Annotated in this window: 18 protein-coding genes; all 18 read left to right on the forward strand. The window is 54.3% G+C overall.

The window, feature by feature from the left end; all coding sequences use genetic code 11:
* Nucleotide 1 precedes the first annotated feature (1 nt).
* The 18 genes from BN3911_RS04010 to BN3911_RS04085 all read left to right on the forward strand — a co-directional run bounded on the left by BN3911_RS04010 (nt 2) and on the right by BN3911_RS04085 (nt 25,241).
* Nucleotides 2-613, forward strand: coding sequence for an HD domain-containing protein (locus BN3911_RS04010; RefSeq protein ID WP_066861678.1), 612 nt, complete (start codon nt 2-4; stop codon nt 611-613).
* A gap of 43 nt (nt 614-656) precedes the next feature.
* Nucleotides 657-1,076 carry a 3-hydroxyacyl-ACP dehydratase FabZ gene (gene fabZ / locus BN3911_RS04015; protein WP_066861682.1) on the forward strand — a complete coding sequence of 140 codons (420 nt, stop codon included), beginning with the start codon at nt 657-659 and terminating at the stop codon, nt 1,074-1,076.
* A 48-nt stretch (nt 1,077-1,124) separates the two neighbouring features.
* Entirely contained in the window at nt 1,125-2,447 is a 1,323-nt protein-coding gene (locus BN3911_RS04020; protein ID WP_066861685.1) for an acetyl-CoA carboxylase biotin carboxylase subunit, read from the forward strand.
* Between the two features lie 78 nt (nt 2,448-2,525).
* Nucleotides 2,526-3,383: an acetyl-CoA carboxylase, carboxyltransferase subunit beta gene (gene accD / locus BN3911_RS04025; RefSeq protein ID WP_066861688.1), complete on the forward strand. Its 858-nt coding sequence runs from the start codon at nt 2,526-2,528 to the stop codon at nt 3,381-3,383.
* Complete coding sequence (locus BN3911_RS04030) at nt 3,380-4,144, forward strand: acetyl-CoA carboxylase carboxyltransferase subunit alpha (RefSeq protein WP_066861690.1); 765 nt, start codon at nt 3,380-3,382, stop codon at nt 4,142-4,144. Before accD ends, BN3911_RS04030 begins: the two co-directional genes overlap by 4 nt.
* Before the next feature lie 243 nt (nt 4,145-4,387).
* Nucleotides 4,388-5,548, forward strand: coding sequence for a 23S rRNA (uracil(1939)-C(5))-methyltransferase RlmD (gene rlmD / locus BN3911_RS04035; protein ID WP_066861693.1), 1,161 nt, complete (start codon nt 4,388-4,390; stop codon nt 5,546-5,548).
* 283 nt (nt 5,549-5,831) lie between these two features.
* Entirely contained in the window at nt 5,832-7,169 is a 1,338-nt protein-coding gene (locus BN3911_RS04040) for an ABC transporter substrate-binding protein (protein ID WP_066861695.1), read from the forward strand.
* 113 nt (nt 7,170-7,282) lie between these two features.
* Nucleotides 7,283-8,182 carry a carbohydrate ABC transporter permease gene (locus BN3911_RS04045; protein WP_082942062.1) on the forward strand — a complete coding sequence of 300 codons (900 nt, stop codon included), beginning with the start codon at nt 7,283-7,285 and terminating at the stop codon, nt 8,180-8,182.
* Entirely contained in the window at nt 8,182-9,024 is an 843-nt protein-coding gene (locus tag BN3911_RS04050; RefSeq protein ID WP_082942063.1) for a carbohydrate ABC transporter permease, read from the forward strand. The genes BN3911_RS04045 and BN3911_RS04050 overlap by 1 nt, the downstream gene beginning before the upstream one ends.
* Before the next feature lie 380 nt (nt 9,025-9,404).
* On the forward strand, nt 9,405-10,763 hold the full coding sequence (locus BN3911_RS04055) for a sodium-dependent transporter (RefSeq protein WP_066861699.1): 1,359 nt from the start codon (nt 9,405-9,407) through the stop codon (nt 10,761-10,763).
* 278 nt (nt 10,764-11,041) lie between these two features.
* Nucleotides 11,042-11,506, forward strand: coding sequence for an NUDIX domain-containing protein (locus BN3911_RS04060; RefSeq protein WP_082942065.1), 465 nt, complete (start codon nt 11,042-11,044; stop codon nt 11,504-11,506).
* Nucleotides 11,507-11,641: 135 nt separating this feature from the next.
* On the forward strand, nt 11,642-12,862 hold the full coding sequence (locus tag BN3911_RS04065) for a class I SAM-dependent rRNA methyltransferase (RefSeq protein ID WP_066862275.1): 1,221 nt from the start codon (nt 11,642-11,644) through the stop codon (nt 12,860-12,862).
* Nucleotides 12,863-12,928: 66 nt separating this feature from the next.
* Complete coding sequence (locus BN3911_RS17145) at nt 12,929-13,075, forward strand: hypothetical protein (RefSeq protein WP_154669694.1); 147 nt, start codon at nt 12,929-12,931, stop codon at nt 13,073-13,075.
* 31 nt (nt 13,076-13,106) lie between these two features.
* Nucleotides 13,107-15,350 carry a pyruvate formate lyase family protein gene (locus BN3911_RS04070; protein ID WP_066861704.1) on the forward strand — a complete coding sequence of 748 codons (2,244 nt, stop codon included), beginning with the start codon at nt 13,107-13,109 and terminating at the stop codon, nt 15,348-15,350.
* 22 nt (nt 15,351-15,372) lie between these two features.
* A complete protein-coding gene (locus tag BN3911_RS17150) occupies nt 15,373-15,534 on the forward strand; it encodes a hypothetical protein (protein ID WP_154669695.1) in 162 nt (53 codons plus the stop codon).
* A 13-nt stretch (nt 15,535-15,547) separates the two neighbouring features.
* The gene (locus BN3911_RS04075; protein WP_066861707.1) at nt 15,548-16,843 is read left to right on the forward strand and encodes a sensor histidine kinase; all 1,296 of its coding nucleotides are present in this window, start codon (nt 15,548-15,550) and stop codon (nt 16,841-16,843) included.
* Nucleotides 16,840-17,625: a response regulator gene (locus tag BN3911_RS04080; protein ID WP_066861710.1), complete on the forward strand. Its 786-nt coding sequence runs from the start codon at nt 16,840-16,842 to the stop codon at nt 17,623-17,625. The genes BN3911_RS04075 and BN3911_RS04080 overlap by 4 nt, the downstream gene beginning before the upstream one ends.
* Nucleotides 17,626-17,849: 224 nt before the next feature.
* Nucleotides 17,850-25,241, forward strand: coding sequence for an InlB B-repeat-containing protein (locus BN3911_RS04085; RefSeq protein WP_082942066.1), 7,392 nt, complete (start codon nt 17,850-17,852; stop codon nt 25,239-25,241).
* Nucleotides 25,242-25,403: the final 162 nt, after the last annotated feature.

Below are 25,403 nucleotides of genomic sequence, written 5' to 3' on the forward strand. Positions count from 1 at the left end.
GATGCGGGAGATCAATCCGAACCTTCTGGCCTACCTTCAGCAGGAAATTCTGCCGCAGTACGAAGCCGTTGACGGCGCCCACGGGCCGGAACATATCAGGCGGATCATCTCCAACAGTCTGGAACTGGCGCAGCAGCTGGATGTGGATATCAATATGGTGTATACCATTGCGGCCTGCCACGATCTGGGAATCCGGTACGGCAGGGAGAACCATGAACGCACTTCCGCCGAGCTTTTGATGGAGGATCAGAAACTGGAACAGTGGTTTACTCCGGAGCAGCGCGAAATCATGAAGCAGGCGGTGGAAGATCACCGTGCGTCCAGATCAGAAGCGCCCCGCAGCCTGTACGGACGCATCGTCAGCGAGGCGGACCGGGATATCGACCCGGAAGAGATTGTCAAACGCTGTGTGGAATACGGAAAAGCGCACGCGCCCGAGCTCACACGCCAGGAGCAGCTGAACAGAGCGGAGGAGCATATCCGGCAGAAGTACGGTGAAGACGGATATTTGCACCTTTGGCTTCCCTGCAGCAGGAATGAACAGGGCCTTTCCACCCTGCGGGAGTGGCTGCGGACGGGAATCCTGAAACAAAAAGCAGAAAAATACCTGTGATGCATACAGCCAGGCGGATTGGAAGAAAAGGAGAGAGAAGCGGATGAACCGAGAAGAGATCAAAAAGATACTTCCCCATCGGGAACCCATGCTGCTGGTGGACGAAGTAGAGCTGGTGGACGGGAAATCTCATGGAAAATGCCATATCAGGGGGGACGAGTACTTTCTGCAGGGCCATTTCCCGGGGAATCCCGTGGTGCCGGGGGTCATCCAGTGCGAGATGCTGGCCCAGTCCGCCTGCGTGCTGTTAGCGCAGGGCGCGTCGGAAGGGGCAACTCCCTTGTTTACCAGCCTGGATAAGGTGAAGTTCCGGGGGCAGGTTAAACCGGGGGATACGCTGGAAACAGAATGTGAAATTACCCGGCAGCGGGGCAGTTTTTACTTTGCCAAGGGCACCGGGAGGGTGAACGGAAAAGTGTGCATCAGCGCGGAGTTTTCCTTTGCGTTGGTCAGAGCCGAATGAGGCGTCCCGGACAGGCGCCGGGAACACTTCCGGAAAGGATGAAATGAATTGTTCACAAAATTACTGATTGCAAACCGGGGAGAAATTGCGGTGCGCATCATTCGGGCCTGCAAGGAGATGGGCATCTATACGGTGGCGGTCTATTCCGAGGCGGACCGGGAATCCCTGCATGTAGCGCTGGCGGATCAGGCCATCTGTATCGGCGGCCCCCGTGCGGAGGAAAGTTATCTCGACGGCGGGCGCATCGTCGCCGCAGCTTTGGCAACCCGGGCCCAGGCCATCCACCCGGGCTATGGATTCCTTTCGGAAAATGCGGAATTTGCCGCGCTTTGTCAAAAGCATGGAATCGTGTTTATCGGTCCTTCAGCTGAAATTATTGCTAAAATGGGAGATAAGGATACGGCCCGCCGCCTGATGAAGGAGAACGGCGTGCCCACCACGCCCGGCACCGATATTCTGAAGGATGCGAAGGAAGCATTGGAGGCCGCCGGGAAGATCGGTTATCCGGTATTTCTCAAGGCGAGCGCAGGCGGCGGAGGCAAGGGAATCCGCCTGGTGGAGCGTCCCGAGGAGATGGAACGGGCTTTTCAGACTGCGTCAAACGAGGCGGAAAAAGCCTTTGGCGACGGCAGAATGTACATGGAAAAATATCTGAACCCGGTCAAACATATTGAGGTACAGCTGCTGGCGGATGAAAAGGGCAATACGGTATGCCTGGGCGAGCGGGAATGCTCTATTCAGAGAAACAACCAGAAGTTGATTGAGGAATCCCCATCCCCCGCGGTATCGGAGGAGGCCAGAAAGAAACTGATGGAAACGGCAGCCAGGGCGGCCAGGGCTGCGGGCTACGTGAATGCAGGCACCGTGGAATTTCTCATGGACCGGGATGGGAATTTTTATTTTATGGAAATGAATACCCGTCTTCAGGTGGAACACCCTGTCTCCGAGCTGGTCACAGGCGTGGACATCGTCAAGTGGCAGATTCGCATAGCCGCCGGGGTAGAGCTGGATTTCACCCAGGAGGACATCCAGGTTCGCGGGGCTGCCATTGAATGCCGCATCAACGCGCTGGGAGCGGGAAAAGTGGACTTTTTCCATATTCCTGGAGGCCCCTGGGTGAGGTTTGACACATTTCTCTACCAGGGATACGACATCCCTCCCTATTATGACTCCATGCTGGGAAAGATGATCGTTTACTCCTCCACACGGGAAGAAGCCATCCGCAAGATGCAGTCCGCCCTGTGCGAACTGGTTGTAGGCGGAGCCAGAAACAACATTGAGGACCAGATCGAGATCATTCGGGATGAGCGTTTTAAAAAGGGCGATTACTACACGAATTTCATTGCCTCCCTCGGAAAGAACGGGGCTTAAGCAGTGACGCGGTATGGGGTGTCCTGTTTTGCGGCAGTTACAGAGGAAAGAATCCTTGCGGAGAAGGGATGACAGAGCATGAATTTGATGGGACTGTTCCGCTCGCCTCAGAACGAGCTGGAAAAAGGCGGAATAAAACCGGGCAGTGAGGAGACGGGCATCAACAATACCTGTCCTCACTGCGGGGCGCTGCTGCCGATCAGCGAGCAGTGGGAAAACCTGAACGTCTGTACTTCCTGTGGGTATCATTTCCGCATTGGCCCCAGGGAGAGAGTAGCCTATCTGGCTGATGAAGGTACTTTTGAGGAGCTGGACGCGGAGCTCATAAGCAGGGATCTGCTGGATTTTCCCGGCTATGACCAGAAACTGCGCAACGCGAAGCTCGCCTCCCGGGAAAAGGAGGGCGTTGTCTGCGGCACGGCGGAGATCTGCTCCGAAAAATGCGCGCTGTTTCTCATGGATCCCAATTTCATGATGGGCAGTATGGGCACTGTAGTGGGGGAAAAAATTACCCGTCTGTTTGAATTCGCCACGGAACGCGCTCTGCCCGTAGTAGGTTTCACTGTTTCGGGCGGGGCAAGGATGCAGGAAGGGATTCTTTCCCTGATGCAGATGGCCAAGACCAGCGGCGCACTGCGCAGGCACAGCGACGCAGGGAATTTTTACCTCACCGTGCTCACCGATCCCACTACGGGAGGCGTGACGGCCAGCTTTGCCATGGACGGCGACGTCATCATGGCGGAACCGGGCGCTACGATCGGTTTCGCGGGGGCCAGGGTAATTGAGCAGACGATCCGCAAAAAGCTGCCCCAGGGCTTCCAGAAAGCGGAATTCCTGCTGGAGCACGGCTTTGTGGATTTGATTGTGCCCAGACCGGAGCAGAAAAAAACCATCGCCAGGCTTTTGCGGCTGCACAGAAGGGGGGCGTCCATATGAGTGCGTATGACAAAGTGCTTCTGGCCCGTGCGAAGGGACGGGCTACGGGACTCACTTATGTGGAGGCCATTTTTGACGATTTTATAGAGCTTCACGGGGATCGGCGGTTTTCCGACGACCCCGCCATTGTGGGAGGCATTGCGTGCCTGAACGGAGAGCCTGTCACAGTCATCGCCATGGAAAAGGGCGGGGACATGAAGGATAAGGTTCGGCGTAATTTTGGTTCTCCCAATCCGGAGGGGTACCGGAAGGCCCTGCGGCTGATGAAGCAGGCGGAGAAATTCCACCGCCCTGTGGTGTGCTTTGTGGATACCTCCGGCGCGTTTTGCGGCCTGGGTGCGGAAGAGCGCGGCCAGGGCCAGGCCATTGCGGAAAACCTTGTGGAGATGATGGATTTGCAGACCCCGGTAATCTCCATTCTCATCGGCGAAGGCGGAAGCGGCGGCGCGCTGGCGCTGGCGGTGGCGGACCAGGTGTGGATTCTGGAAAACGCAGTGTACTCCGTGATCTCTCCGGAGGGCTGCGCAAGTATCCTCTGGAAGGACGCCAAGAAAGTAAAGGAAGCGGCGGAATGTCTCAAGCTGACCGCCCAGGACATGGAGAAGCTGGGCGTGGTGGAACGGGTAATTCCGGAGGAAAAGGATTTTGGCCTGATCTACGACCGAATAAAAACAGCCCTGCTGGAAACGCTCCCCGACCTGCAGACGCTGCCGGCAGATGAACTGCTGCAGAGACGGTACGAGCGGTTCCGGAAATTTTAAAGCGCAGCGGACGCACAGCAAACGGATTTGTTTTGCAGTGCGTCCTTTTTTTGTGTTAAGAGAGAAAAGGGCGGGTACACCCGGCACTTTTCGAAAGCCGGATTTTGTGATATGATAACCGCAGAAAGCTTACAGCGCGTGGGAAAAGCCGGGGTCTGGAAGAACCTGCGGTGCGCGACTCGCCCACCGCAGGTGTGATATGATACCTTCAATACCAATAGGATGCCGGAGAAAGGAAGCCCCATGGAACAGAAATATACTCCCTGCCCTGTCTACCGCAAATGCGGAGGCTGCCAGCTGCAGAATCTCGATTACCAACGCCAGCTTCGCTGGAAACAGGACCGCTGTGAAAAGCTCCTGGATGAATTTGGAAAGATAGAGCCCATACTTGGGATGGAGCAGCCCTATCACTACCGCAATAAAGTGCAGGCGGCATTCGCCCGGGACAGGAGAAGCGGGCGCATTCTGTCCGGCGTGTACCAGTCCAGCACACACCGCATTGTGCCGGTGGATTCCTGCCTGACGGAGGATGAAACTGCCGATACAATTATTGTGTCGATCCGTAAGCTGCTGAAGGCCTTTAAGCTCACAGCTTACGACGAGGTGGCAGGAAGGGGATTCCTGCGCCACGTGCTGGTGAAACGGGGTTTCTGCACAGGGGAAATCATGGTGGTGCTGGTGACCGGTACACCGGTGTTTACGGCAAAAAAGCATTTTGTGCAGGAACTTTTGAAGCTGCACCCGGAAATCACCACCATTATCCAGAATGTGAATGACAAATACACCTCTATGGTACTGGGGCAGAGCGAGAAGGTGCTCTACGGCCCGGGCACGATTACCGATGTGCTGTGCGGCTGCAAATTCCGCATCTCCTCCAAATCATTCTACCAGATCAATCCCGTACAGACGGAGGCACTGTATGGGAAGGCAATGGAGTTTGCCGGACCGACCGGAAAGGAAAAAGTGCTGGACGCCTACTGCGGCATTGGCACTATCGGCATTATCGCGGCCAAGCGGGGTGCAGGCGAGGTGACCGGCGTGGAGGTCAACCGGGATGCGGTGAAGGACGCCATTGCCAATGCCCGGGAAAATAAAGTGAAAAATATCTACTTTCACTGTGCGGACGCCGGAGAGTTTATGGAGGAGATGGCCGCGGAAGGGGAGCGGTGCGGCGTGGTATTTATGGATCCGCCCCGGGCCGGCGCCAGCGGGGAATTTCTGCGCGCCCTGTGTTCCATGGGCCCGGAACGGGTAGTATACATCTCCTGTAACCCGGAAACCTTGGCGCGTGACCTCAAATACCTGCGGGCAAACCACTACCGGGTTGAAAAAATACAGCCCGTAGATATGTTCCCGCATACACAGCATATTGAGATGGTAGTTCTGATGTCTAAGGTCGGGTAAATAAGTGTAAAAAATCCTGATTTCAAGTCTTTTTTTCTATCGTAGAGTATGGAAGAGTTCAATTCGAAATCTAAATTAAAACATAAAAGAATGAAATTTTTAGGAAAACTATTGAAAAAAGTGAATTTTGTGATAAACTTATAAATACAACCAAATGTGAACTGCGCGAGAGGGGATCCCCTCTTTATGCTCTTCTTAAAGAAGAGCATAATCAACCTCTGTTTAGCTTCCATGGAATGGACAGAGTGTGCAGTCATAAAAATTAATTATTGGAGGTATGGACATGAGCAAAAAACTGATTGCATTGCTGTTGGCGGTACTGATGATTCTGAGTGTTTCTGCATGCAGCAGCACGCAGAAGACTGAGTCTTCTGCGGAATCTTCGAAGGAAGAAGTATCTAAAAATAGCGAAGCTGCCGGTGACGAAACGGCCGTAGGATTTGATTATTATAAGGATTATCCAAAGGATATTTCCGGTGAAATCGAATTCTATCAGCAGAAGCCGGAAATTGAAGAATATATGTATGGCGTAATCGATGAGTTCATGGAGCTGTATCCGAATATCACGGTTACACAGAACGTCCAGAACGACGCAGCATCCAACCTGCAGACCAGAGCTGCAGCGGGCGATTTCACAGATGTGTGGCTTTATTGGCCGACGGACATGGTCTGGAATGCGTTCTATGACGAAGGGTATCTGATGGACGTTTCCGATCAGCCGTATCTGGCGTATGCGTCCGAGTCTGTTCTTGAGCTGTTTGCACGCGACGGCAAGTACTATGGTGTTCCGGAAGCAAACAACGCTGCAGGCATTATCGCAAACGTTGCCATGTTCGAAGAGAACGGCATTGCACTGCCGGAAGATTGGGATTCCTTCATCGCTGCTTGTGATGCATTCGTGGAAAAGGGCATCACTCCGATTGGACTGACTTTGAAGGACGGCGCGGACTGTGCACGCAACATTCTCCTCGGTGACTACGTCCCGGGTGAAGAAATCAAGGCGGTTTCTGCAGGGGATAAGAAGCTTTCCGAGACCGATTTTCCGAAGTCTGTGGACGATCTCACCAAGATCTACAGCTATGCCAACGACAAGGCAATTTCCTCCGATTATAACACCGGTCTGACTGACTTTGCCAATGAAGAGTCTGCAATGTTCCTCTCCGGCAACTGGACGTTTGCCTCGATCCGCGGTATCAACCCGGATATCAAGATCGAGCAGTTCCCGCTCCCGTCTTCCGCAGGCAGAGGCTATATCTGCTCCGGCGTTGACGTTGGCTACACTATCGGCGCGAATACCAAGTATCCGGAGGCCTGCAATGCTTTCGTCAACTTCCTCGTAAGCCAGCCGCAGGCAGAAAAGTACTGCAACCTAGACGCTGCGATCCCGGCGATCAAGGATGTTGTTGTCGAAGATACCACCGCCAAGAGGATGGTCGATAAGGTCGCGAAGGGCGAATCTTTCAACTGGCCGAACCACTTCTTCCCGGCAGGCGGCGCAGAGCAGCTTGCGAACCAGGCTTCCACGCAGTTCTATATGGATATCGTGGAGCTCGGCGAGGAGCAGGCCAAGAAAAACTACATTGCGCAGATGGACGGCATCATGGATGGCTCCATTAAGTAATGGAGAAAAGCGTATCATCAAATAAGTAGTTTGGAATGGGCAGGAGGTGGCAAGTCCTTCTGCCTGTTCTGTTTCGGACCCAAAGAAATAATACGTAAGTAGGAGGGTATCGTATGGCACGCAGTTTGTCGAAGAAGGAAGGGCACAAACTGAATTCATGGAAAATTGTCCCGTATTGTGTCGTTATTCCGTGTATGCTGATTTACCTCATTTTTTTCTATTTCAATGTGGGACAGGGCGTCGCTTACAGCTTTACGAGCTGGAACGGCATCTCTGCTGAAAAAACCTTTATTGGCCTCCAAAATTACACAGACGCATTTAACTCCAATTATCTGCAGATGACCATGAAGTTTACGGTTATCTTTGCGGTCATCGTCCTTGTGCTCACGAACGTTCTGGGACTGTTTCTTGCGGTTCTGTTGGATAAGAAAATCCGTGGCGTGAATTTTTTCCGGGGCATGTATTTCTTCCCGGCGGTTATGTCCACGCTGACGATTGCCTATATTTTCAATCAAATCGACTACAGGCTGATTACGCTTCTGGGTGAATGGCTGGGAAACGGAACGCTGTCCGCCGGTCTGTTCTCCTCCCCGGTCTGGGCGCCGTATCTGGTGGCTCTGACACAGGTATGGCAATCTTTCCCGGTTACTATGGTCATATTCCTGGCGGGGCTGCAGGGCGTTCCAGAGGATATTCTGGAATCTGCCCGCATTGACGGCGCCAGCAATATGCAGATGTTTTGGAAGATCAAAATGCCGATGATCATTCCGTCGCTGATGATCAACCTTGTCAACAACACAAAAACCGGTATTACAGCTTTCGATATCGTTATGGGTACGACAGCAGGCGGACCGGGCGGTGCGACCTACTCCTTTGCCATGTATATGTATATCAAGTATTCCAAACAGGAGGTCGGCTATGCCTGCGCCATTGCGATGATTATGGCGATCATATTCGGCGTGGTCGCCACGATACAAATCATTTATATGCGCTCAAAGGAGGTAGAATTGTAATGACGACAGGTGCAGAAAGCAAAATGAGACGCTTCCTCGGCAAATTCGGGATCTATTTTGTACTGATTCTGACATCCGTCATCGTTGTATTCCCTTTTTATCTGACTGTCCTCACAGCGTTCAAACAGCCTGCCGATGCCCGGAATTTTTTTCTGGCACTGCCGGTAAAATGGAGTTTTGACAACTTCGAGCAAGTGCTTACTCGCGGCGGTTACTGGGACGCATTGAAGAATTCGGCAATCATAACCGTGATAGCGACATTCGGCACGATGGCAATCAACACAATTTTGGCCTATTTTCTTGGCAGAAACCAGCACAAAAAATTCTTCAACTTTGCATATTATTTCTTTATTATCGGTATTTTCATTCCTTTTCAGGTTGTTATGATCCCGCTGGTCATTCTGGGTAAGGGTTTGGGAATGCTGAATCTGCAGGGACTTATCTGCATGCACATCGCGCTGTCTTTCCCGACCAACGTATTTCTGATGACAGGCTTTGTGAAAGGAGTGCCGCGAGACGTGGATGAGGCAGCGATGATTGACGGCTGCGGACCGATCCGCACCTTCTATCAGATCATTATGCCGATGATGTCGCCGATTATTGCGACAACCTTGGTGCTGACGGTTCTGGGCGTGTGGAATGATTTTACTCTGCCGCTGGTCGTCCTGCAGAAAGATAAGACCCTGCCGCTGTTCATCTACAATTACCGAACCAAGTACATTACGAATTTCAACCTGGCATTTGCAGCCTACACGCTTTCCATGATTCCTCCAATGGTGGTATATCTTTTCTGTCAGAAGTATATCATCAAAGGTCTGGCATCGGGTGCTGTCAAAGGATAAGTAGGAATTTCAGATTACTCAAAGTAACAGTTTGGATTGAATATCTATAAAGGTGCAGGAAATATAGCATTTCCGGGAGTTGTGACGGTTTGGACAATCGTTTCAGCTCCTGTTTTTTATTGTCCTCACAGTCTCGGGACATTACCACTCAAATATGCCGTGGCGGCCCGATTTTTTCTGAGTCTGCCGGCTGAAATTCAGTTCGAGGGATCTCTGGCATCCGATTGTGGGCAGAGGAGCAGAGAGCTGTGTGAAAAAACTGCCGGGCGAAGGGTGGAAATTTGCCGGCGGGGCTTGAGATTTTACGAAGAATATGGGAAAATAGAAAGGCTTTGCGGCCTCTTCCGCCGCGGTTCAGGAAAACTTGAGGAGAGTGGAACATGGAACAGAAACGAGGAAAATTTTCCGGTAAGATAGGCTTTATCTTTGCGGCGGCGGGTTCCGCCGTAGGCTTGGGGAATATCTGGAGGTTCCCCTACCTGGCTGCAAAATACGGCGGAGGGATCTTCCTGCTGGTGTACCTCATTTTGGTAGTGACCTTTGGTTTTGCTCTGATGGTGGCGGAGGTGGCCATCGGGCGCAAGACACAGCTGAGCGCAGTGGGGGCGTTCGGAAAGCTGAATCAGAAATTTTCATTCCTGGGTTATCTGGCGTCTGTCGTGCCGATGATCATCTTTCCCTATTATTGTGTGATCGGCGGCTGGGTGGTAAAATATCTCAGTGTTTATGTCAGCGGACAGGGTCTGGCGGCCGCCCAGGACGGCTTTTTTGAAGGATTTATCGGAAAACCCGTTGAACCCATTCTGTTTTTGGCTGTTTATGTGGGCATTACCGCACTGATCGTATTTTTAGGCGTGCAGAACGGGGTGGAAAAGGCCAGCAAAATTATGATGCCCGTACTGGCTGTTTTGGCGCTGGGCGTGGCGGTCTACTCCGTAACCAGGCCGGGTGCGCTGGATGGGGTGAAGTATTATCTGATTCCCGATTTCAGCCGGTTTTCCCCCATGACTGTGTTGGCTGCTATGGGGCAGCTGTTCTATTCCATGTCCCTGGCCATGGGCATTATGGTGACATACGGCTCCTATATGAAAAAGGAAGACGATCTGGAAAAGTCGGTCAAACAGATTGAACTGTTTGATACCGGCATGGCTTTTGTGGCCGGGATGATGATTGTCCCTGCGGTATTCGCCTTTTCCGGCGGGGATGAGGCTGCTCTGAATAAGGGAGCTGGCCTGATGTTCGTCACCCTGCCCAAAGTGTTTGCGGACGCTGGGACTTTGGGTTTGATCTTTGGCGGCGTATTTTTCGTTCTGGTGCTGTTCGCAGCGCTCACCTCCTCAGTTTCCCTGATGGAGACGGTGGTGTCCATCTTCCAGGACAAGTTTCACTGGAGCCGGAAATTTACCTGCACCCTGGTTATGGTGGGATGCCTTTTGCTGGCGCTGCCCTCCTCTCTGGGCTATGGCCTGCTCAGCTGGATTGCGCCGTTGGGTTTCTCTCTGCTGGACTTCTTCGATTTTATCAGCAACAGTGTGCTGATGCCCATTGTGGCCTTCCTGACCTGTATTTTCGTCGGATACATTGTTAAGACGAAGGCTGTGGAGGATGAGGTGAAGCTTTCCTCTCCGTTCAAGAGGGAAAAACTGTTCACCGTGGTGATCAAATACTTGGCCCCGGTTTGTATCGTGCTGATTCTGGTTACATCTGTGCTGGATGCTTTGGGCGTTATGAAAATCTAGGATCACCTTGCCTGGGCGGAGGAGGGCCACGGCAAAACGGAGGAACCGTTTACCTGGCTGAAAAGAGCGGGATCTTGTGGCGGAGCTCCGGAGCTTCAGGGGTCTGGCACGGTTTATAACCGGTGAGACAGGGGCATTGCAGAAGGGTATTCTGCAATGCCCCTGTCTATCTATTTTGAAAACGGGCGTATTCCGTCAGACCGGGACGGAACGGAAATGCCATTTCCTTTTATGCCTGTTTGTGGTATTATGGAGCAAAAGCGGGAAGGGGCGGCAATATGTCAATTAGGAGTACGGTGAAAGCCCTCCTGGTGGAAAATGGCAGGCTACTGTTAAACCAGTGCAGAACGGCGGACGGACAGACCTATTATGACCTGCCGGGCGGCGGCCAGCACCTCTATGAGACTATGGAGGAGGCGGTTGCACGGGAGGTGTTGGAGGAAACGGGTATCCCGGTTGAGGTGGAGCTGTTTGCCGGGCTGGTGGAGGAAATCACAACGGATCCAGCGCTCCGGGGGGAGTACCCGGAGTATTCGCACCGGGTACTCCATATCTTCCGGGTACGCAGGACCGGAGAAGCCCTTGGCTGCTGCTGCGAGAAAGACTTGGGGCAGGAGGGTTCGGTCTGGGTGACGCCGGAGGAAGCGGATCAGCTGCCTCTGCGGCCTCAAAATCTGCGCGGGCATATATCGGAGCTGCTGTCTTCCGGATCCGCCGCTTTTTGGGGCACTGTGAAGCGGTAACAGAATGATCTTGCCTTTCAGGGAAGCCGTATGGAACGTTCCGGCGGACGGAATCAAACTACAGAAAAAGGAACCGTGAGTTTGGCATCCTCTTTTTTCACAGGGTGTGCGGACTTGGCGTGTACGGGTGTTTTTATGAAAACAGAACGGAAGTATCCCTCAGTGAGGATAGACGCACGGGGAACCAAGAAGGCTCAGGGCGGGCATCCCTGGGTGTTTGATAACGAAATTACAGAACAAGAAGGCGTTCCGGAGGACGGCGGGCTGTGCGATGTGCTGAGCCATAAGGGCCGGTATCTGGGAACGGGGTATTACAACGGTCATTCCAAAATACGGGTGCGGATGATTTCCAACAATGCCAACGATACGTTCGGCGAGGAATTTTACCGCCGGCGCCTCCAGTATGCCTGGGAGTACCGGAAAACCGTCATGGGGCCTGATGCGGAAAACTGCCGGCTGATTTTCGGGGAAGCGGACCATTTCCCGGGCCTGACCGTAGACCGGTTTGGAGAGGTTCTTGTGACGCAGACGCTGTCCCTGGGGATCGAGCGGATCAAGTCGATGCTGTTCCCCTTGATGGTACGGATATTGGAGGAAGACGGCCAGAGGATTTCCGGTATCTTTGAACGCAATGATGTGAAGCTTCGGGAACTGGAGGGCATGGAACAGGGCAAGGGCTGGTTCCCGCTGGCAGGGAAGGAGTTCCCTTCTGAAGCGTGGACAGAGATCGAGGAAAACGGAATCAGATACCTGGTGGATTTCGAGAACGGACAGAAGACGGGGTTCTTTCTGGATCAGAAATATAACCGGGCGGCTGCAGCCCGGCTGGCGCCCGGCAGGAATGTGCTGGACTGTTTTACCCATACAGGATCCTTTGGACTCAATTGTGCGAAAGCCGGAGCAAAGCATGTCTGCTCGGTGGACGTCTCCGAGTCCGCCATAGCCTGCGCAGCGGAAAACGCACGGCGCAACGGCCTCTCAAACGTTGTGGAGTATAAGGCGGCCAATGTGTTTGACCTGCTTCCTGGGCTGAGGAATGGGGAGTATGACTATATCATCTTAGATCCCCCCGCTTTTACCAAGTCCGGAAAGACTGTGGACAGTGCGGAGAGAGGCTATAAGGAGATCAATTACCGGGCCATGAAAGCCCTGCCCCGGGGTGGATACCTTGCCACCTGCTCCTGTTCCCATTTTATGGCGGACGGCAGGTTCCGCGGCATGCTGAAAAGCGCTGCGGCGGATGCCGGCGTGGAACTGAGGCTGATTGAGGCCCGGCAGCAGGGGCCGGATCATCCGGTGCTTTGGAATGTTCCAGAGACGGATTATCTGAAATTTTACCTGTTTCAGGTTGTTTGACCATCGTGCGGAAACCACCTGAACAGAGAGTACAGCGGCGGCGGGAAGACGCGGAGGAGAGAAAGAATGCCTGTCTATTATTGCAAAAAATGCGGATTCACATTTAAGCGGGAGGGGAAGGTGGAAAGCTGCCCAGACTGCGGAAAGCCGGACGTGCGGCCTGCCCTGGAGCAGGAAATCGCAGAGTTCTACCGGAACCAGGAGGCAAAATAGCTTTAAAAAAGGTTGTCTGGAGGTGTAAAAAATGCAGTCGTTTGTACAGGACCGCTATTTTCGGGAGCATGTACGGGGGAGAGAGAATCCCAGGGTCACGGCGTGGTTTTTCCACGCCTATGTTTCCCATATAACAGCCCCGCCCGTGCTGCGGGAGGCCAGAGCGCTGGCCGCTTTTTGGGATAAGGCCGATATTTTGGCCTACCCTCAAGAGCTGGTGGTGGGGAGCCTTTTTGCCGCTGAGGTGGCTTGGTTCCATTATGGAGACGGAGTGGTGCTGGACAGAAAGCGGCTGGAGGAATATGTCCGGCAGAATGGGCTGGACGCCCAAGCCTATGGGGAAATGGCGGACCGGGTGGAGAAGGCCTGCTATCAAAATCCCTATCAGCCGGGGTTCCGTTCGGATCGCTTCACAGAGGAACAGAAGCGTTCGCTCTATTCCACTGCGGCTACCTCCACCTGGTTCGGCGGCCATATGGCCATGGACTACGAAAAAATTCTGAAGGTGGGGCTCGGTGGTTACCGAAAGGAGCTTGCCCTTGAGAAGGGATCGCATCCGGAAGCAAAGGAGTTTTATGAAGCGCTGGAGGTAACCCTATCCGCCTTTCAGAGGCTCATCCTGCGTACGGCACTGGTCTGTGAGCAGCTGGCCTCCTGCCAGGAAGAGGATGTGCTCCGGGAGAATATGGAGCGGGCTGCTCTGACTTTGCGGGCCGTTGCAGAGGAACCGCCCGCCGGTTTCCGGGAAGCCCTGCAGCTGGTGGTAATGGTACATCTCTGCTCCAACGCCGACAGCTTCGGCAGGTTTGACAAGTACCTTTTCCCCTTTTTCCAGCGGGATCTGGAACAGGGCAGGCTGACGGAGGAGGAAGCGCTGGATCTTCTCCAAAGCCTGATAATCAAGGTGGAGCAGCTGGATCAGATTCAGAACATGACTCTGGGCGGCGTGCTTCCGGACGGCAGCGGAAATTATACCCGGCTGACCGAGCTGATGCTGAAGGCGGTTTCCAATATGGGATATAAGGGACCCAATTTGGCGCTGCGGGTGCACCCTTCCATGCCGCAGCATTTTTGGCCTCTCATCACCTCCTGCCTTGCCACAGGGAAGGGCCTGCCGGCACTTTACAACGATGAGGAAGCGATTCCTGCGCTCCAGCGGGGAGGCTACCCGCTGGAACTGGCGAGAGATTACTGCCTGGGAGGCTGCAGTCAGATCATGTTTGGTGGCCGCAGCCAATTCCTCAATGATATCGGGCTGATGAACGTGGCAAAGATTTTTGAGCTTACCCTGCATAACGGCAGGGATGTTCTGGATGGAGGAAAGCAGATTTCTCCAGCCACCGGAGAGGCGTGGGATTTTCCGGATTTTGACAGCCTGTACCGGGCGTTTTTGAGGCAGCTGGAGTATTTTATCCCGCTGGAGGCGGAGATCAATACGCTGGATGTGCTGGAACGAGGCAAAAAGGAAGGATATGCGTTCCGTTCCCTGTTTACCAGGGGCTGCATCGAATCGGGAAAGGGAATTTATGAGGGCGGTCCGCTCTATCAGAATGTCCAGTTGGAATGCATCGGCATCACAAATACGGCAGATTCCCTCTATGCGGTAAAAAAAGCGGTGTACCAGGAAAAGAGACTCACCCTGGCGGAATTGGTGGAAATACTGGACAATAATTTTGAGGGGCAGGAGGAACTCAGAGATTATCTGCGGGGGTTGGATAAATTCGGAAACGACCGGGAAGAGGTGGACTCCCTCCGGATGGAAATCACCCGTTTTCTCTTTGATGGGCTGCGCGGGCAGAAGGGCCCCTTTGGCGGACGCTATATCCCCGGCGAGGTGATTTTTACAGCGCATGAGCTCTGCGGCGCCCATGTGGGCGCAACGCCGGACGGCAGGCTGCGGGGCGAGGTGCTGGCCGATTCTGCCGGAAGCAGCCAGGGGATGAACCGGAACGGCCCTACAGCGCTGCTGAATTCCGTGAGGAAGCTCCCCACGGAGGAGATGGTGACCAGCATAGTAGTCAATCTCAAGTTTCACCGCGCTTTTTTCGAAAAGCACCAGGAGGAGGCAGCCGCCCTGCTCCGCGCCTATTTCAGGGGAGGCGGCCAGCAGGTGCAGGTCAATGTCTGCGACAAGGAAGAGCTGAAGGATGCGGTGCTTCATCCGGAACGCCACCAGGATCTGATTGTGCGGGTCGGCGGCTACAGCGATTATTTTGTCCGGCTGAGTCCTGCCCTGCAGCAGGAGATCATCCTGAGAAGCGAATCGGTGGTCTGAGCTTCCAGAAGGGCGGGCCGGCTTGAGCAGGATCCGCGTTATCAGGGATAAAAAAGATCTGCGGAAAGAGGGAAAGCCTGTGCGGCAGAGCAGCATTGCCCTTTCCCTCTGCCGTGCTGCGCAGTCGGATGCTTTTTCCTCGTTTGGCAAGCTGAAAGCGGAAAAGGAAGAGATGGCGAATTAAGGGGGAAAGCTGTATGGATCAAATGGCGGCGGCGAATATTGCGCTGGATGTGGTCAGCATTATTTTATCGCTGCTCCCCGTCGTGTACCTGCTGGGCAATCACCGATACCGTCAGGAGCGGTCAAACCGATACTTTCTGGGCGTGTGCGTTTCCAACCTGCTCATGATTGTGGGGGATTTACCGGACTGGCTCATACAGGATGCTTCCGGGCCGCTGAGGAAAATTGTGCTGACCCTGTCCTCGGCGTTGTTTTATACCGCCTCCGCCTTTGTGCTGTATTTTTTCGGCCGCTATATACTCGAGTACCTGCAGGTTGCCGGCCGAACCGGAAAACGGTATTTGGCGGCGATTACGGCTGTGTGCGGCGTGCAGATTTTCTTTGCCCTTATCAGCCCCTTCAGCGGCTCCATTTTTTATGTGGCGGATGACGGTTACCAGCGCGGCAGCCTGTTCTTCATTTCCCAGCTGGTCCCGCTGTTTTGTTATCTTCTTTTTACCGCCCTGGTGATCCTATACCGGAAACGGCTGGCATGGCAGGAAATCGTCTTTTTTCTGCTGTATATTTTCGTGCCGCTGGGCGGCGGAGCGACGCAAATGTTCCTGCGCGGCGTAGCCGTGGTCAATATCGGCGTGGCGCTGGCGCTGCTGTTTATTCTGGTCAACATCCAGTTTGAACATGAACTATTGCTCAAGCGGCAGGAGAAGGAGCTGGCAGAGCAGCGCATCGACATGATGCTTTCCCAGATCCAGCCGCATTTTCTCTACAATACCCTCACGACGATCCGCCAGCTTTGCGACGTGGACCCTCAGAAAGCGAAAGCGGCCATCCGGGATTTTTCCCTGTTCCTGCGGGGCAACATGGATTCTCTCAAAAGCAAGGCGCCCATTCCTTTCGAGCAGGAGCTTTCTCACGTGGAACACTATTTGGCACTGGAACAGCAACGGTTTCAGGAAAGGCTTCATGTGGTGTATGAGATTGCCGCACGGGATTTTTCCATCCCGCCGCTGACGATGCAGCCCATTGTGGAGAACGCTGTGCATCATGGCGTTCTCAAACGGGAAGAGGGCGGCACGGTCACAGTGAAAACGGAGGAGACGTCAGACGCTTACCTTGTCACCGTGAGTGACGACGGCGTGGGATTCCGGCCGGATATGCGTCCCCCGGACGATGGACGAACCCATATCGGCATTGAGAATGTCCGGGGAAGGCTTTCTGCATTGTGCGGGGGTACGCTCACCCTGCACAGCGAGGCAGGCGTGGGGACCACTGCCCTCCTCGCGATTCCGAAGAGGGAGGGAACGCCATGAATTATATTGCTGTGGATGATGAGCCGTACGCGCTGAAGGATCTGGAAGAAGAACTGCAAAGGGCCGCGCCAAACGCGGTGCTCCACAGCTTCACCCTGCCTGGCAAGGCGCTGGAATATGCCAGGTCAAACCCGGTGGACGCGGCGTTTTTAGATATTGAGCTGGGCAGCGCAAACGGCCTCGTGCTTGCCAAACAGCTCAAGGACCTTCAGTCCCGGATTCAAATCATCTTTGTCACCAGCCACGAGCAGTACGCGGTGAAGGCCTTCGAGCTGCACGCCACCGGCTACCTGATGAAGCCCGTTACGGCGGAGGATATCCGCCGTGAGCTGACATTCCTTTATAAAGACTCTGGACGGGATAAACGGGTGCGGGTGCAGACTTTCGGCGGGTTCGACGTATTTGTGGACGGAAAACCTCTGGAGTTCAAGCGCTCTAAGTCCAAGGAGCTGCTGGCCTATCTGATCGACCGTCATGGGGCGAACGTCACCACTGGAGAACTCTGTGCGGCGCTGTGGGAGGATGAGATGGGCGGAGCCGGGCAGAAGAGCTACCTGCGCACCCTCCTGTCCGATTTGAGAGCATCGCTGCGCCGTGCCGGGGCGGGGGAGATCCTGCGGAAGGGATTTGACAGCGTGGCGATTGTCCCCGAGCTGCTGGACTGCGACAGCTATCGGTTTCTGGAGGGCGATCTGCAGGCGGTCAACAGTTACCGGCACGACTATCTGCCAGCCTATAGCTGGGCGGAATTTTCCGTAGCGGCGCTGGAAGAACGACTGTAAAATAATTTTTGAAAGCGGCCCGGTTTTTTCTGAAACCGGGTCCTTTTTTGTTGCGGGTTTGTTGCGCATCGGCTGCTATACTAAAAGAGAAAATGGGGAAGGTCTGCACCTCTGTGTCCGGCGCAGACAAACCGAAGAAAAAGGCAAGGGGCATGCCCCTTGTTTCCTTGGGGGGGTTCCCCAAGGAGAGGCAGCTGATAGAAGCCTGAACAGGAGGGACAGAGATGAAACGAAGAATACTCTCATTGCTGCTGTCCGTTGTGATGGTAATCACAATGGCGCCCACCGCGGCGATGGCAGCCCAGAAGGAGACGGGAGAGGCCGCGGAAAGTTCCGGATTCACAGATGTATCCGGAGAGGATTGGTTCTATGGCTACGTGGTTCAGGCCGTGGAGAAGAAGCTGTTTGGAGGGGTTGGGGAAGACCGGTTTGACCCCAGCGGTACAATGAGCCGGGCCATGTTTGTTACAGTGGTCGGCCGTATGGCGGGGGTGGATACAAGCCTTTACAGTGGGAACGGAGGTTACAGTGATGTGACAGCCGGAAGCTGGTATGCACCCTATGTGGTGTGGGCTTCGGAAAATAAGGTGGCCCAGGGCTACGGAGGCGGCAAGTTCGGCCCCAACGACGCTGTGACCCGTGAGCAGATGGCGGCGATGCTGCTGCGCTGGGCGACGGCTGCGGGCATCCAGCTGAAGGAATCTGCCGGCGGAACGGAACCTAAGGATTTGGCCGCCGTATCCGTTTGGGCAAAGGAAACCATCCTTGTCCTGTGGAGGGCAGGACTGCTTCAGGGGGATGAGAACGGAAAGGTGAATCCGGCCGCAAACGCCACACGTGCGGAATGCGCGGCCTTCTGCGTGCGTGCGGACGACGCGGTGGACGCTTACTATACGGAGGCGGGGATTCCCCGGCCCGGACATCCGTCGGAGGGCGGAAGCACAACCTATTATGCCGTTACCTTTGAGACCAAGGGAGGAAGCGAACTTTCTCCTCAGAGCCTGCCAAGCGGCACCGCGCTGGGCAATCTTCCCTCGCCCTACAAGGCGGGAGAGATTTTCCTGGGCTGGTATTATGATGAGGAATTGAACCAGGCGGTGGCGAGCAGCGACAGGCTGACTGGTTCGCTGACCCTGTATGCCAAGTATGAGAAGGCCGGAGAGATCCAGGAGAACGGCTCGGCCCGTTTTACCGCGGCTATGGATGTGGAGCCGGGCTTCACGATCGCGGTCAAAAGTGCGGAGAGCCAGAGTGCGGAGGCGGTCAAAGCCCTCATCACGGCCAAAAACCTGAGCACGGATACCGAGGGAGATATTGTTACTGTTAAGGGCGAGAACGGGAGTTTTACCATTTCGAGCGCGGATAAAAGCGGATTTGAACCCGGTTCTGCCTACAAGCTCACCCTGAACGATGACGATCTTACTTTCGACGGTCAGCCCGCGTCCGTCCGGGAGTACAACTTTACGGTCAAGCGGGAAGACGAGGCCATGGACCTTGTCCTTTCCGAAGGTCTCAAATACATACCCGCGGGAAATATTTCCGATGTCACCGAGGACGGCGAAAGCGTGGAAAGCCTGGACGCGGCGCTGCTGACCGTGGGCAAAAACGAAGACGGCACCACCGAGGCGATCAAGAAAAAGATCACCGGAACCTTCCAGTATTCGGGCGGCGAGACCCTCAAGGAGGGCGATACGGTGGCGGTGTACGAAGGCATGCACCCTGACCGGCGCAAACCTGACGGGCAGACCAATGCGCTGGATGACGCGGATGCCAACCCGGAGAAAAACGCAGCCATCTCCTATGTGAAGATTACGAAGATAGAGAGCGGCGCCTGCAGCTATGAGAGCGCCGAGGTGGACGACGTGCTCTTCACCCCGGATGTACTGCCCGTGCCGGAGGACGCGGATCTGGACGGTGAGCCAAACAATGACTCCATTACCGTCGGGAAATCCGTAATGACCTATACGGACGATCGGTATGCAGAAATGGGTCTGGATTCCCAGACGACGATCGACGTGGGCGACTATATCGCGTTCTATTCCGGAGACTTTGAGGAGGAGTCCGGAAATGGGGAAAGCAGCTCTGAAGTGACAGGCTATGGACGGATTACTTCTGTGGGAACAGAGGAAAACGGCAACTATGTGATTGGGTATGAGGAGGTCGAAGAGGAAGAGGTCCTGGCCGCAATGGACGTGTACGAGACCGATAACATCAGCGGCGAGGCGCTGTTGGAGGACGTGGACCGAACCGAGCTGGAAAACAGCATCGCCCGGCAGGCGGAGAACAGCGGCTTTGTGGAGGAAGCCAGCCAATTCCTCGCCGACACGGCGCTGCAGACCGATTCCTTTTCAGAATTTGACTCCGACCTTTCCATGACCGCCTTCTCCGTGACCGGCGGCGAGGGCCTGCCGCTGCGGCAAAACGGCCTGCTCCGCGGGGCGAACGGAGAAAATTGGAAGGTCGAAATTACGAAAAAAAGCGTGAATGCTTCCATCGGCACAAAACTTCAGCATTTTAAGGGGCTTTCCGGCGTGCGTGCGGAGCTCACCGTGGGAATCGAAATTACGGTCACCAGCCCGGCCGGCGGGGAGATCGTGATGAACGTGATGGGAACCTTCCAGCAGGAAGTGCGCATCGCGGTCAACGTCTCGGGCGGCGCGGATTGGAAGTGGAAATGGAAAATATTTCCCTATATCAGCGACTATCACGCCGCTGTTTCCGCCGACCTGTACGACTATACCGGCATTGAGGTGAAGGCCACCGTCACTTCCGGCGATAAGACCGAGGATATCAGCGAGCAGATGAAGACGCTGCTGGAACAGGGCGGGGACAGCAGCATGTCCGCCGCTCTCCAGAAACGCTACCAGGAAATGCTGAATACGCAAACTGAGTGGGTGGACCTGTTCACACAGCCGATTTTCAACCAGCGGTTCAACGTGGCGCTGATTTTCACGGTGGAGTTTTCCGTGGATTTCGTGGTGAGCGCCGACGTGAACATTTCGCTGGGCTGCAAATTCGAGTATGAGAACGCCAAACGCTATGTTTACAACATCAAGCTGTTCTCCGGCACGGTTACCAGCGATACCATTGACCTGGTGGAGGAGCGTTACGAATTCGAATTCTACGTCATGGGCACGCTGGGCCTGAAAGCCGGGATACGGGCGGAGATCAGCCTCAGCCTGATCACAAAAAGCGTGGCCTATGTGGCGGTGACCGCCGAGGCGGGCGCTTACGTCAAGCTGTGGGGCTATTTCTACTACAGGCTGGTACATACCGCGTCTGCAGGGACGGACAAGGGCGCGGCGGGCGCCCTGCTGCTGGAAGTGGGGGCCTATCTGGAGATCACCTTCACCGCCTCGGCTATCGGCGGCCGGTATTCCTATCATCCGACGCTGTACGACAACGAATGGCCGCTGTGGTCGGCGGGCACGCAGCAAAACGTGACAGGCTTCAGCTATGCCCAGTCGGAAGCGCCCAAGGTGGCGCTGAAAAAGTATTATACCACTTACAGCCTGCCGGACAGCATATTCAGCATGGACGGCATGGATCTGAAAACCGGCAGAGTCACAAGCCGGACATATTCCGCCGATGATTTTACCATCACCATAACAAATCCCGCGTTCACGTATCAGGACGGCATTGTGACCGTGAATCCCGGCGACCAGCCCAGGCAGGACGGCGAAATGATCATCACCTGGAAGGGCCAGCCGCTGGCTTTCTCCTCTGCGCCCATCAAGCGCACCATCAGCCTGCACTGGGATAACCTGAAGGATGGCTACTATATCGCCTTCAATTCCAACGGCGGCAGCGCCGTGGGGATGATCACCAAGGCCTACGGGGCGGCGGTGACCGCGCCTTCAAATCCCACCCGGCTGGGCTATGTGTTCGGAGGATGGTATCAGGATGATCAGCTGCAGACAGCGTACACCATTCCTGCTACCATGCCCAACGAGGATGTGCAGGTCTACGCCAAGTGGACGCCCGCCACGGACACGAAGTACACCGTGGAGCATTACAAGCAGGAGCTGAACGGCGCTTATGCCCTGGCGGAGAGCGAACCGCTGCAGGGCACCACCGAAACCACGGTGACGCCCACAGTCAAAACCTACACCGGCTTCGATTCACCTGCGGCGCAGAACGTGCAGATCCTGCCGGACGGCAGCGCCCTGGTGCGGTACTATTACCCGCGGAAGAGTTATACCGTCACGTTTCAATCGGGTATTTCGGACATTGAAGACGTTACCAGCACCTTCAAATACGAGGCCGCCATCCTCGCCCCGGGCTTTGCCACAGCGGGATATACCTTTGGCGGATGGGGGACGGGGCTGCCCCAAACCATGCCCGCGGAGGATCTCACCGTTACCGCAAGCTGGACTCCATCCGACGATACCCCCTACCGGGTGGAGCATTATGTCCAGCGGCCAGACGGAACAAGTTACGAGCTGAAACCGGTCGTCAATCAAATAGGTGCAACGAACGGCACGTTGACGCTTTCGGCTCTGTATGATGAGAGCTTCCTCGTTCCCGGCGGTATCTCGTACGACCATGCCACTGTGGAGGGGAAGACCGTTTCCACCGCCGATATCCTGGCGGACGGCTCGCTGGTCGTCAAGCTCTACTACATCCGCAATGAACATGTGCTGACCTGGCACTTCAACGGCGGCACCACCGAAGACGCCTACACACAAAAGAGCATATACGGCAGCACGATCACCGCACCCGCCAATGTTATCCGTACGGGCTACGATTTCATGGGCTGGTACACAGACGAACAGTGCATGACGCCGCTTCTCTCCTCCGCTACCATACCCACGGCGGATATGGATATTTACGCCAAGTGGGAGGCGCGGAGAGACACCGTTTATACCGTGGAATACTATCAGCAGAACGTTGATGATGACGGTTATACATTGGTGGCGGGGGACACGCAATCCCTGCAGGGAACCACCGACACAAAGACGGAAAGCTTTGCAGACGAAGATAAATACGAATTTTTCACCCTCAATCCGTCGGCGGGCGGCTATCTTGCCTCTGGAACTATCGCTGGCGATGGTTCGCTGGTGCTGAAGCTGTACTATGACAGGAACAGCTTCACGGTAGACTATTCCGTGGATGGGATATCCTATGACAACCAGCAGACCTATCGTTACGGAAAAATGGTCGTCTTTCCCCAAGAGCCGACAAAGGAAGGGTATAACTTCGGCGGTTGGCAGCTGGAAGGCAGCGACTTTAACGGTGTGATGCCTGGGAAAAATATCACACTGGAGGCAGTATGGCTCGCCGAAACGGAATATGCTTATACCGTAGAGTACTATAAAGAGAGTTTGGCTGGCAGTCAGGATTTTGTAGAGAGAGAAACCCTGACAGGCGAGTTCGATTCGAGCATTACGGTGAGGCCCTCAAAGGAATATGAGGGATTCACAGAGCCCGGGACACAGGAAGTAACGATCAAGAAAGACTTGACCATCAGGTTCGAGTACACACGCAACAGCTATAACCTTACCTGGGAGCTGAACGGCGGCACGGCCTCCAACGAATATACATACGGTACCACGAAGTACGGAGCGCCCATCACCGTGCCCAGCCCGAACAAAACCGGCTATACCTTCGACGGCTGGGATAAAACAGCGATCTCTGCAATGCCTGCTGAAGACCAGAGCTTCTCTGCACGGTGGAAGATCAACCAATATACCATCAGCTTTGACGCCAAGGGCGGAAGCTCTGTGAGTTCTATTACGCAGGACTATGCCACCCCAGTCAGCCAGCCCTCGGCCCCAACATACAGAGGCTATACCTTCGAGGGATGGTACAGCGACGAGACGCTTGAGGCCAAGTACATATTCGGAGCCATGCCCGCGCAGAACATCACTCTGTATGCCAAATGGAAAGCGGTGGACTACGCTATCACCTATTATCTGAATGAGGGAAGCTTAACGGGAGAGAAGACCACTTACATCGTTACAGACAGCTTCACACTTCCTGCGCCTACCAAAACCGGCAATACTTTTGCCGGCTGGTGTACGAGTTCGGCGCTGACAGATCCCAATTTAGATGTCAGCATCACAGATGAGACGGGCGATAAGGAATTTTGGGCGAAGTGGACGGTCAACCAGTACACGATCACCTTTGTGTCCAACAGTGAGCTCTCGGTGGATGCTATCACGCAGGATTATGGTACGCCTGTTACCGCGCCCGAACCCACACGCAGCCACTATACCTTTGACAAGTGGTACAGTGACAGCAGTTTAACTACGCCGTACACCTTCGCCACGATGCCAGCACAAAGTATTACCCTGTATGCCAAATGGACGCCGGTTACGTATACCATTACCTACAACTTGAATCAAGGAGCGTTGAGCGGCTCGGACAGCAACCCCACCGCTTACACGGTGGAGAGCGACAGCATCACGCTCAAAAATCCCACAAGGACCGGCTACACCTTCGCAGGCTGGATGAATACGAGTACGTCTAAAACGGTCACCACTATCCCCAAGGGCAGCACGGGAAACATGAGCCTTACCGCACAGTGGAATACGGTTCCCTATACTATCAGCTATAATGTCGACGGCGGCACTCCTCTGGAAAATCCCCCGGCCAGCTATACCGTGGAAACTGAAACCTTTACACTTCCACAGCCTAAGAAAGAGGGGTACAATTTTACCGGCTGGACGGGAAGCAACGGGACCACGGCACAAACGGAGGTTACCATCGTAAAGGGCAATACCGGAAACAAGGAATACAAGGCCAACTGGAAACCGATCACCTATACCCTCAAACTGGCCGACACGGTAAGTAAGAATGCCGATGGCCGTGCGGATCTGTACCAAAAATTTGGCGGCAGTGGCATGACCGTAAGCTATGACCAATCGGTCAGCATTACCAATATTACTGGTCTTACCGGATTTACGACCAGTAAGGGGAATATTGGAACTACTTTTATGAATTTGACAGAAAACCAGGGTGAGACGGTTATCTTGACACCTGTGTGGAAGACAGATGCGATTTACTCACATTCGCAATGGGCTGCGATATGGGACAATTTGTCCGGAAACTACAAGCTTGGCGCGGATTTGGATCTGCAAAATGAAACGATCACTCGGATTGGCAATGGCACAGAGCAGCCATTCACAGGGCAGATCGATGGTCAAAATCATACTATCCGCAATTTTAAAACGAATACGGGACTTTTTGATGTGCTTGCCGAAGAGGCCAGCGTGATGAATCTCATTATAGAAAATGAGGTGACAGGATACTGGGCTTCTGGTGCCGTGGCACAGAGAGTTGAAAAAGGTAATGTGAGAATCACCGGCGTAACGGTGAAAGGCTGTACAATCGGAGCTTCAACAGGGGGCGGTTTAATTGGTGATATAGGCAGAATTGACGGCGGTGATGCAGCAAACTTAGCTATCAGCGGCTGTACCATTGACAGCACAGTGAAATGGATTGAATATGGAGGTAGTTCGGAGAGAACATGGGGCGCTTTTGTCGGCAGGGTAAATACAAATTCAAGTGTAAGTGCAGCCAATATCACAAATAAGACCAGCCTTCAAAAGTGTGGTCAGTTGAGCGGAGACTGGAGAGAATTAAGCGATCCGCCGGTTGTACTTCCCTCGTAACCGTTGACCCATTCCTCGCGACAAGGTTACGTTGCAAAACGAGCGAAAAAAGGAACGAGGTTTGGAAACCCTTTCGGGCTCCAAACCTCATCTTTCGCTTTATTCTTCATTTGTGTAGAAAAAAAGAAAGCAAAACCAATATTAAGTGTTTGAGCGTCATGG

Origin of the sequence: Neglectibacter timonensis (genome assembly GCF_900048895.1) — a bacterium.
Taxonomy (GTDB): Bacteria; Bacillota; Clostridia; order Oscillospirales; family Acutalibacteraceae; genus Acutalibacter; species Acutalibacter timonensis.

Bases quoted from the DNA above. Each gene is read 5' to 3' on its own strand.
- BN3911_RS04080 (WP_066861710.1), top strand. From the start codon at position 16,840: ATGAATTATATTGCTGTGGATGATGAGCCGTACGCGCTGAAGGATCTG.
- rlmD (WP_066861693.1), top strand. From the start codon at position 4,388: ATGGAACAGAAATATACTCCCTGCCCTGTCTACCGCAAATGCGGAGGC.
- accD (WP_066861688.1), top strand. From the start codon at position 2,526: ATGAATTTGATGGGACTGTTCCGCTCGCCTCAGAACGAGCTGGAAAAA.
- BN3911_RS04060 (WP_082942065.1), top strand. From the start codon at position 11,042: ATGTCAATTAGGAGTACGGTGAAAGCCCTCCTGGTGGAAAATGGCAGG.
- BN3911_RS04030 (WP_066861690.1), top strand. From the start codon at position 3,380: ATGAGTGCGTATGACAAAGTGCTTCTGGCCCGTGCGAAGGGACGGGCT.
- BN3911_RS04050 (WP_082942063.1), top strand. From the start codon at position 8,182: ATGACGACAGGTGCAGAAAGCAAAATGAGACGCTTCCTCGGCAAATTC.
- BN3911_RS04070 (WP_066861704.1), top strand. From the start codon at position 13,107: ATGCAGTCGTTTGTACAGGACCGCTATTTTCGGGAGCATGTACGGGGG.
- BN3911_RS04065 (WP_066862275.1), top strand. From the start codon at position 11,642: ATGAAAACAGAACGGAAGTATCCCTCAGTGAGGATAGACGCACGGGGA.
- BN3911_RS04085 (WP_082942066.1), top strand. From the start codon at position 17,850: ATGAAACGAAGAATACTCTCATTGCTGCTGTCCGTTGTGATGGTAATC.
- BN3911_RS04010 (WP_066861678.1), top strand. From the start codon at position 2: ATGCGGGAGATCAATCCGAACCTTCTGGCCTACCTTCAGCAGGAAATT.
- BN3911_RS17145 (WP_154669694.1), top strand. From the start codon at position 12,929: ATGCCTGTCTATTATTGCAAAAAATGCGGATTCACATTTAAGCGGGAG.
- BN3911_RS04075 (WP_066861707.1), top strand. From the start codon at position 15,548: ATGGATCAAATGGCGGCGGCGAATATTGCGCTGGATGTGGTCAGCATT.
- fabZ (WP_066861682.1), top strand. From the start codon at position 657: ATGAACCGAGAAGAGATCAAAAAGATACTTCCCCATCGGGAACCCATG.
- BN3911_RS04045 (WP_082942062.1), top strand. From the start codon at position 7,283: ATGGCACGCAGTTTGTCGAAGAAGGAAGGGCACAAACTGAATTCATGG.
- BN3911_RS04055 (WP_066861699.1), top strand. From the start codon at position 9,405: ATGGAACAGAAACGAGGAAAATTTTCCGGTAAGATAGGCTTTATCTTT.
- BN3911_RS04040 (WP_066861695.1), top strand. From the start codon at position 5,832: ATGAGCAAAAAACTGATTGCATTGCTGTTGGCGGTACTGATGATTCTG.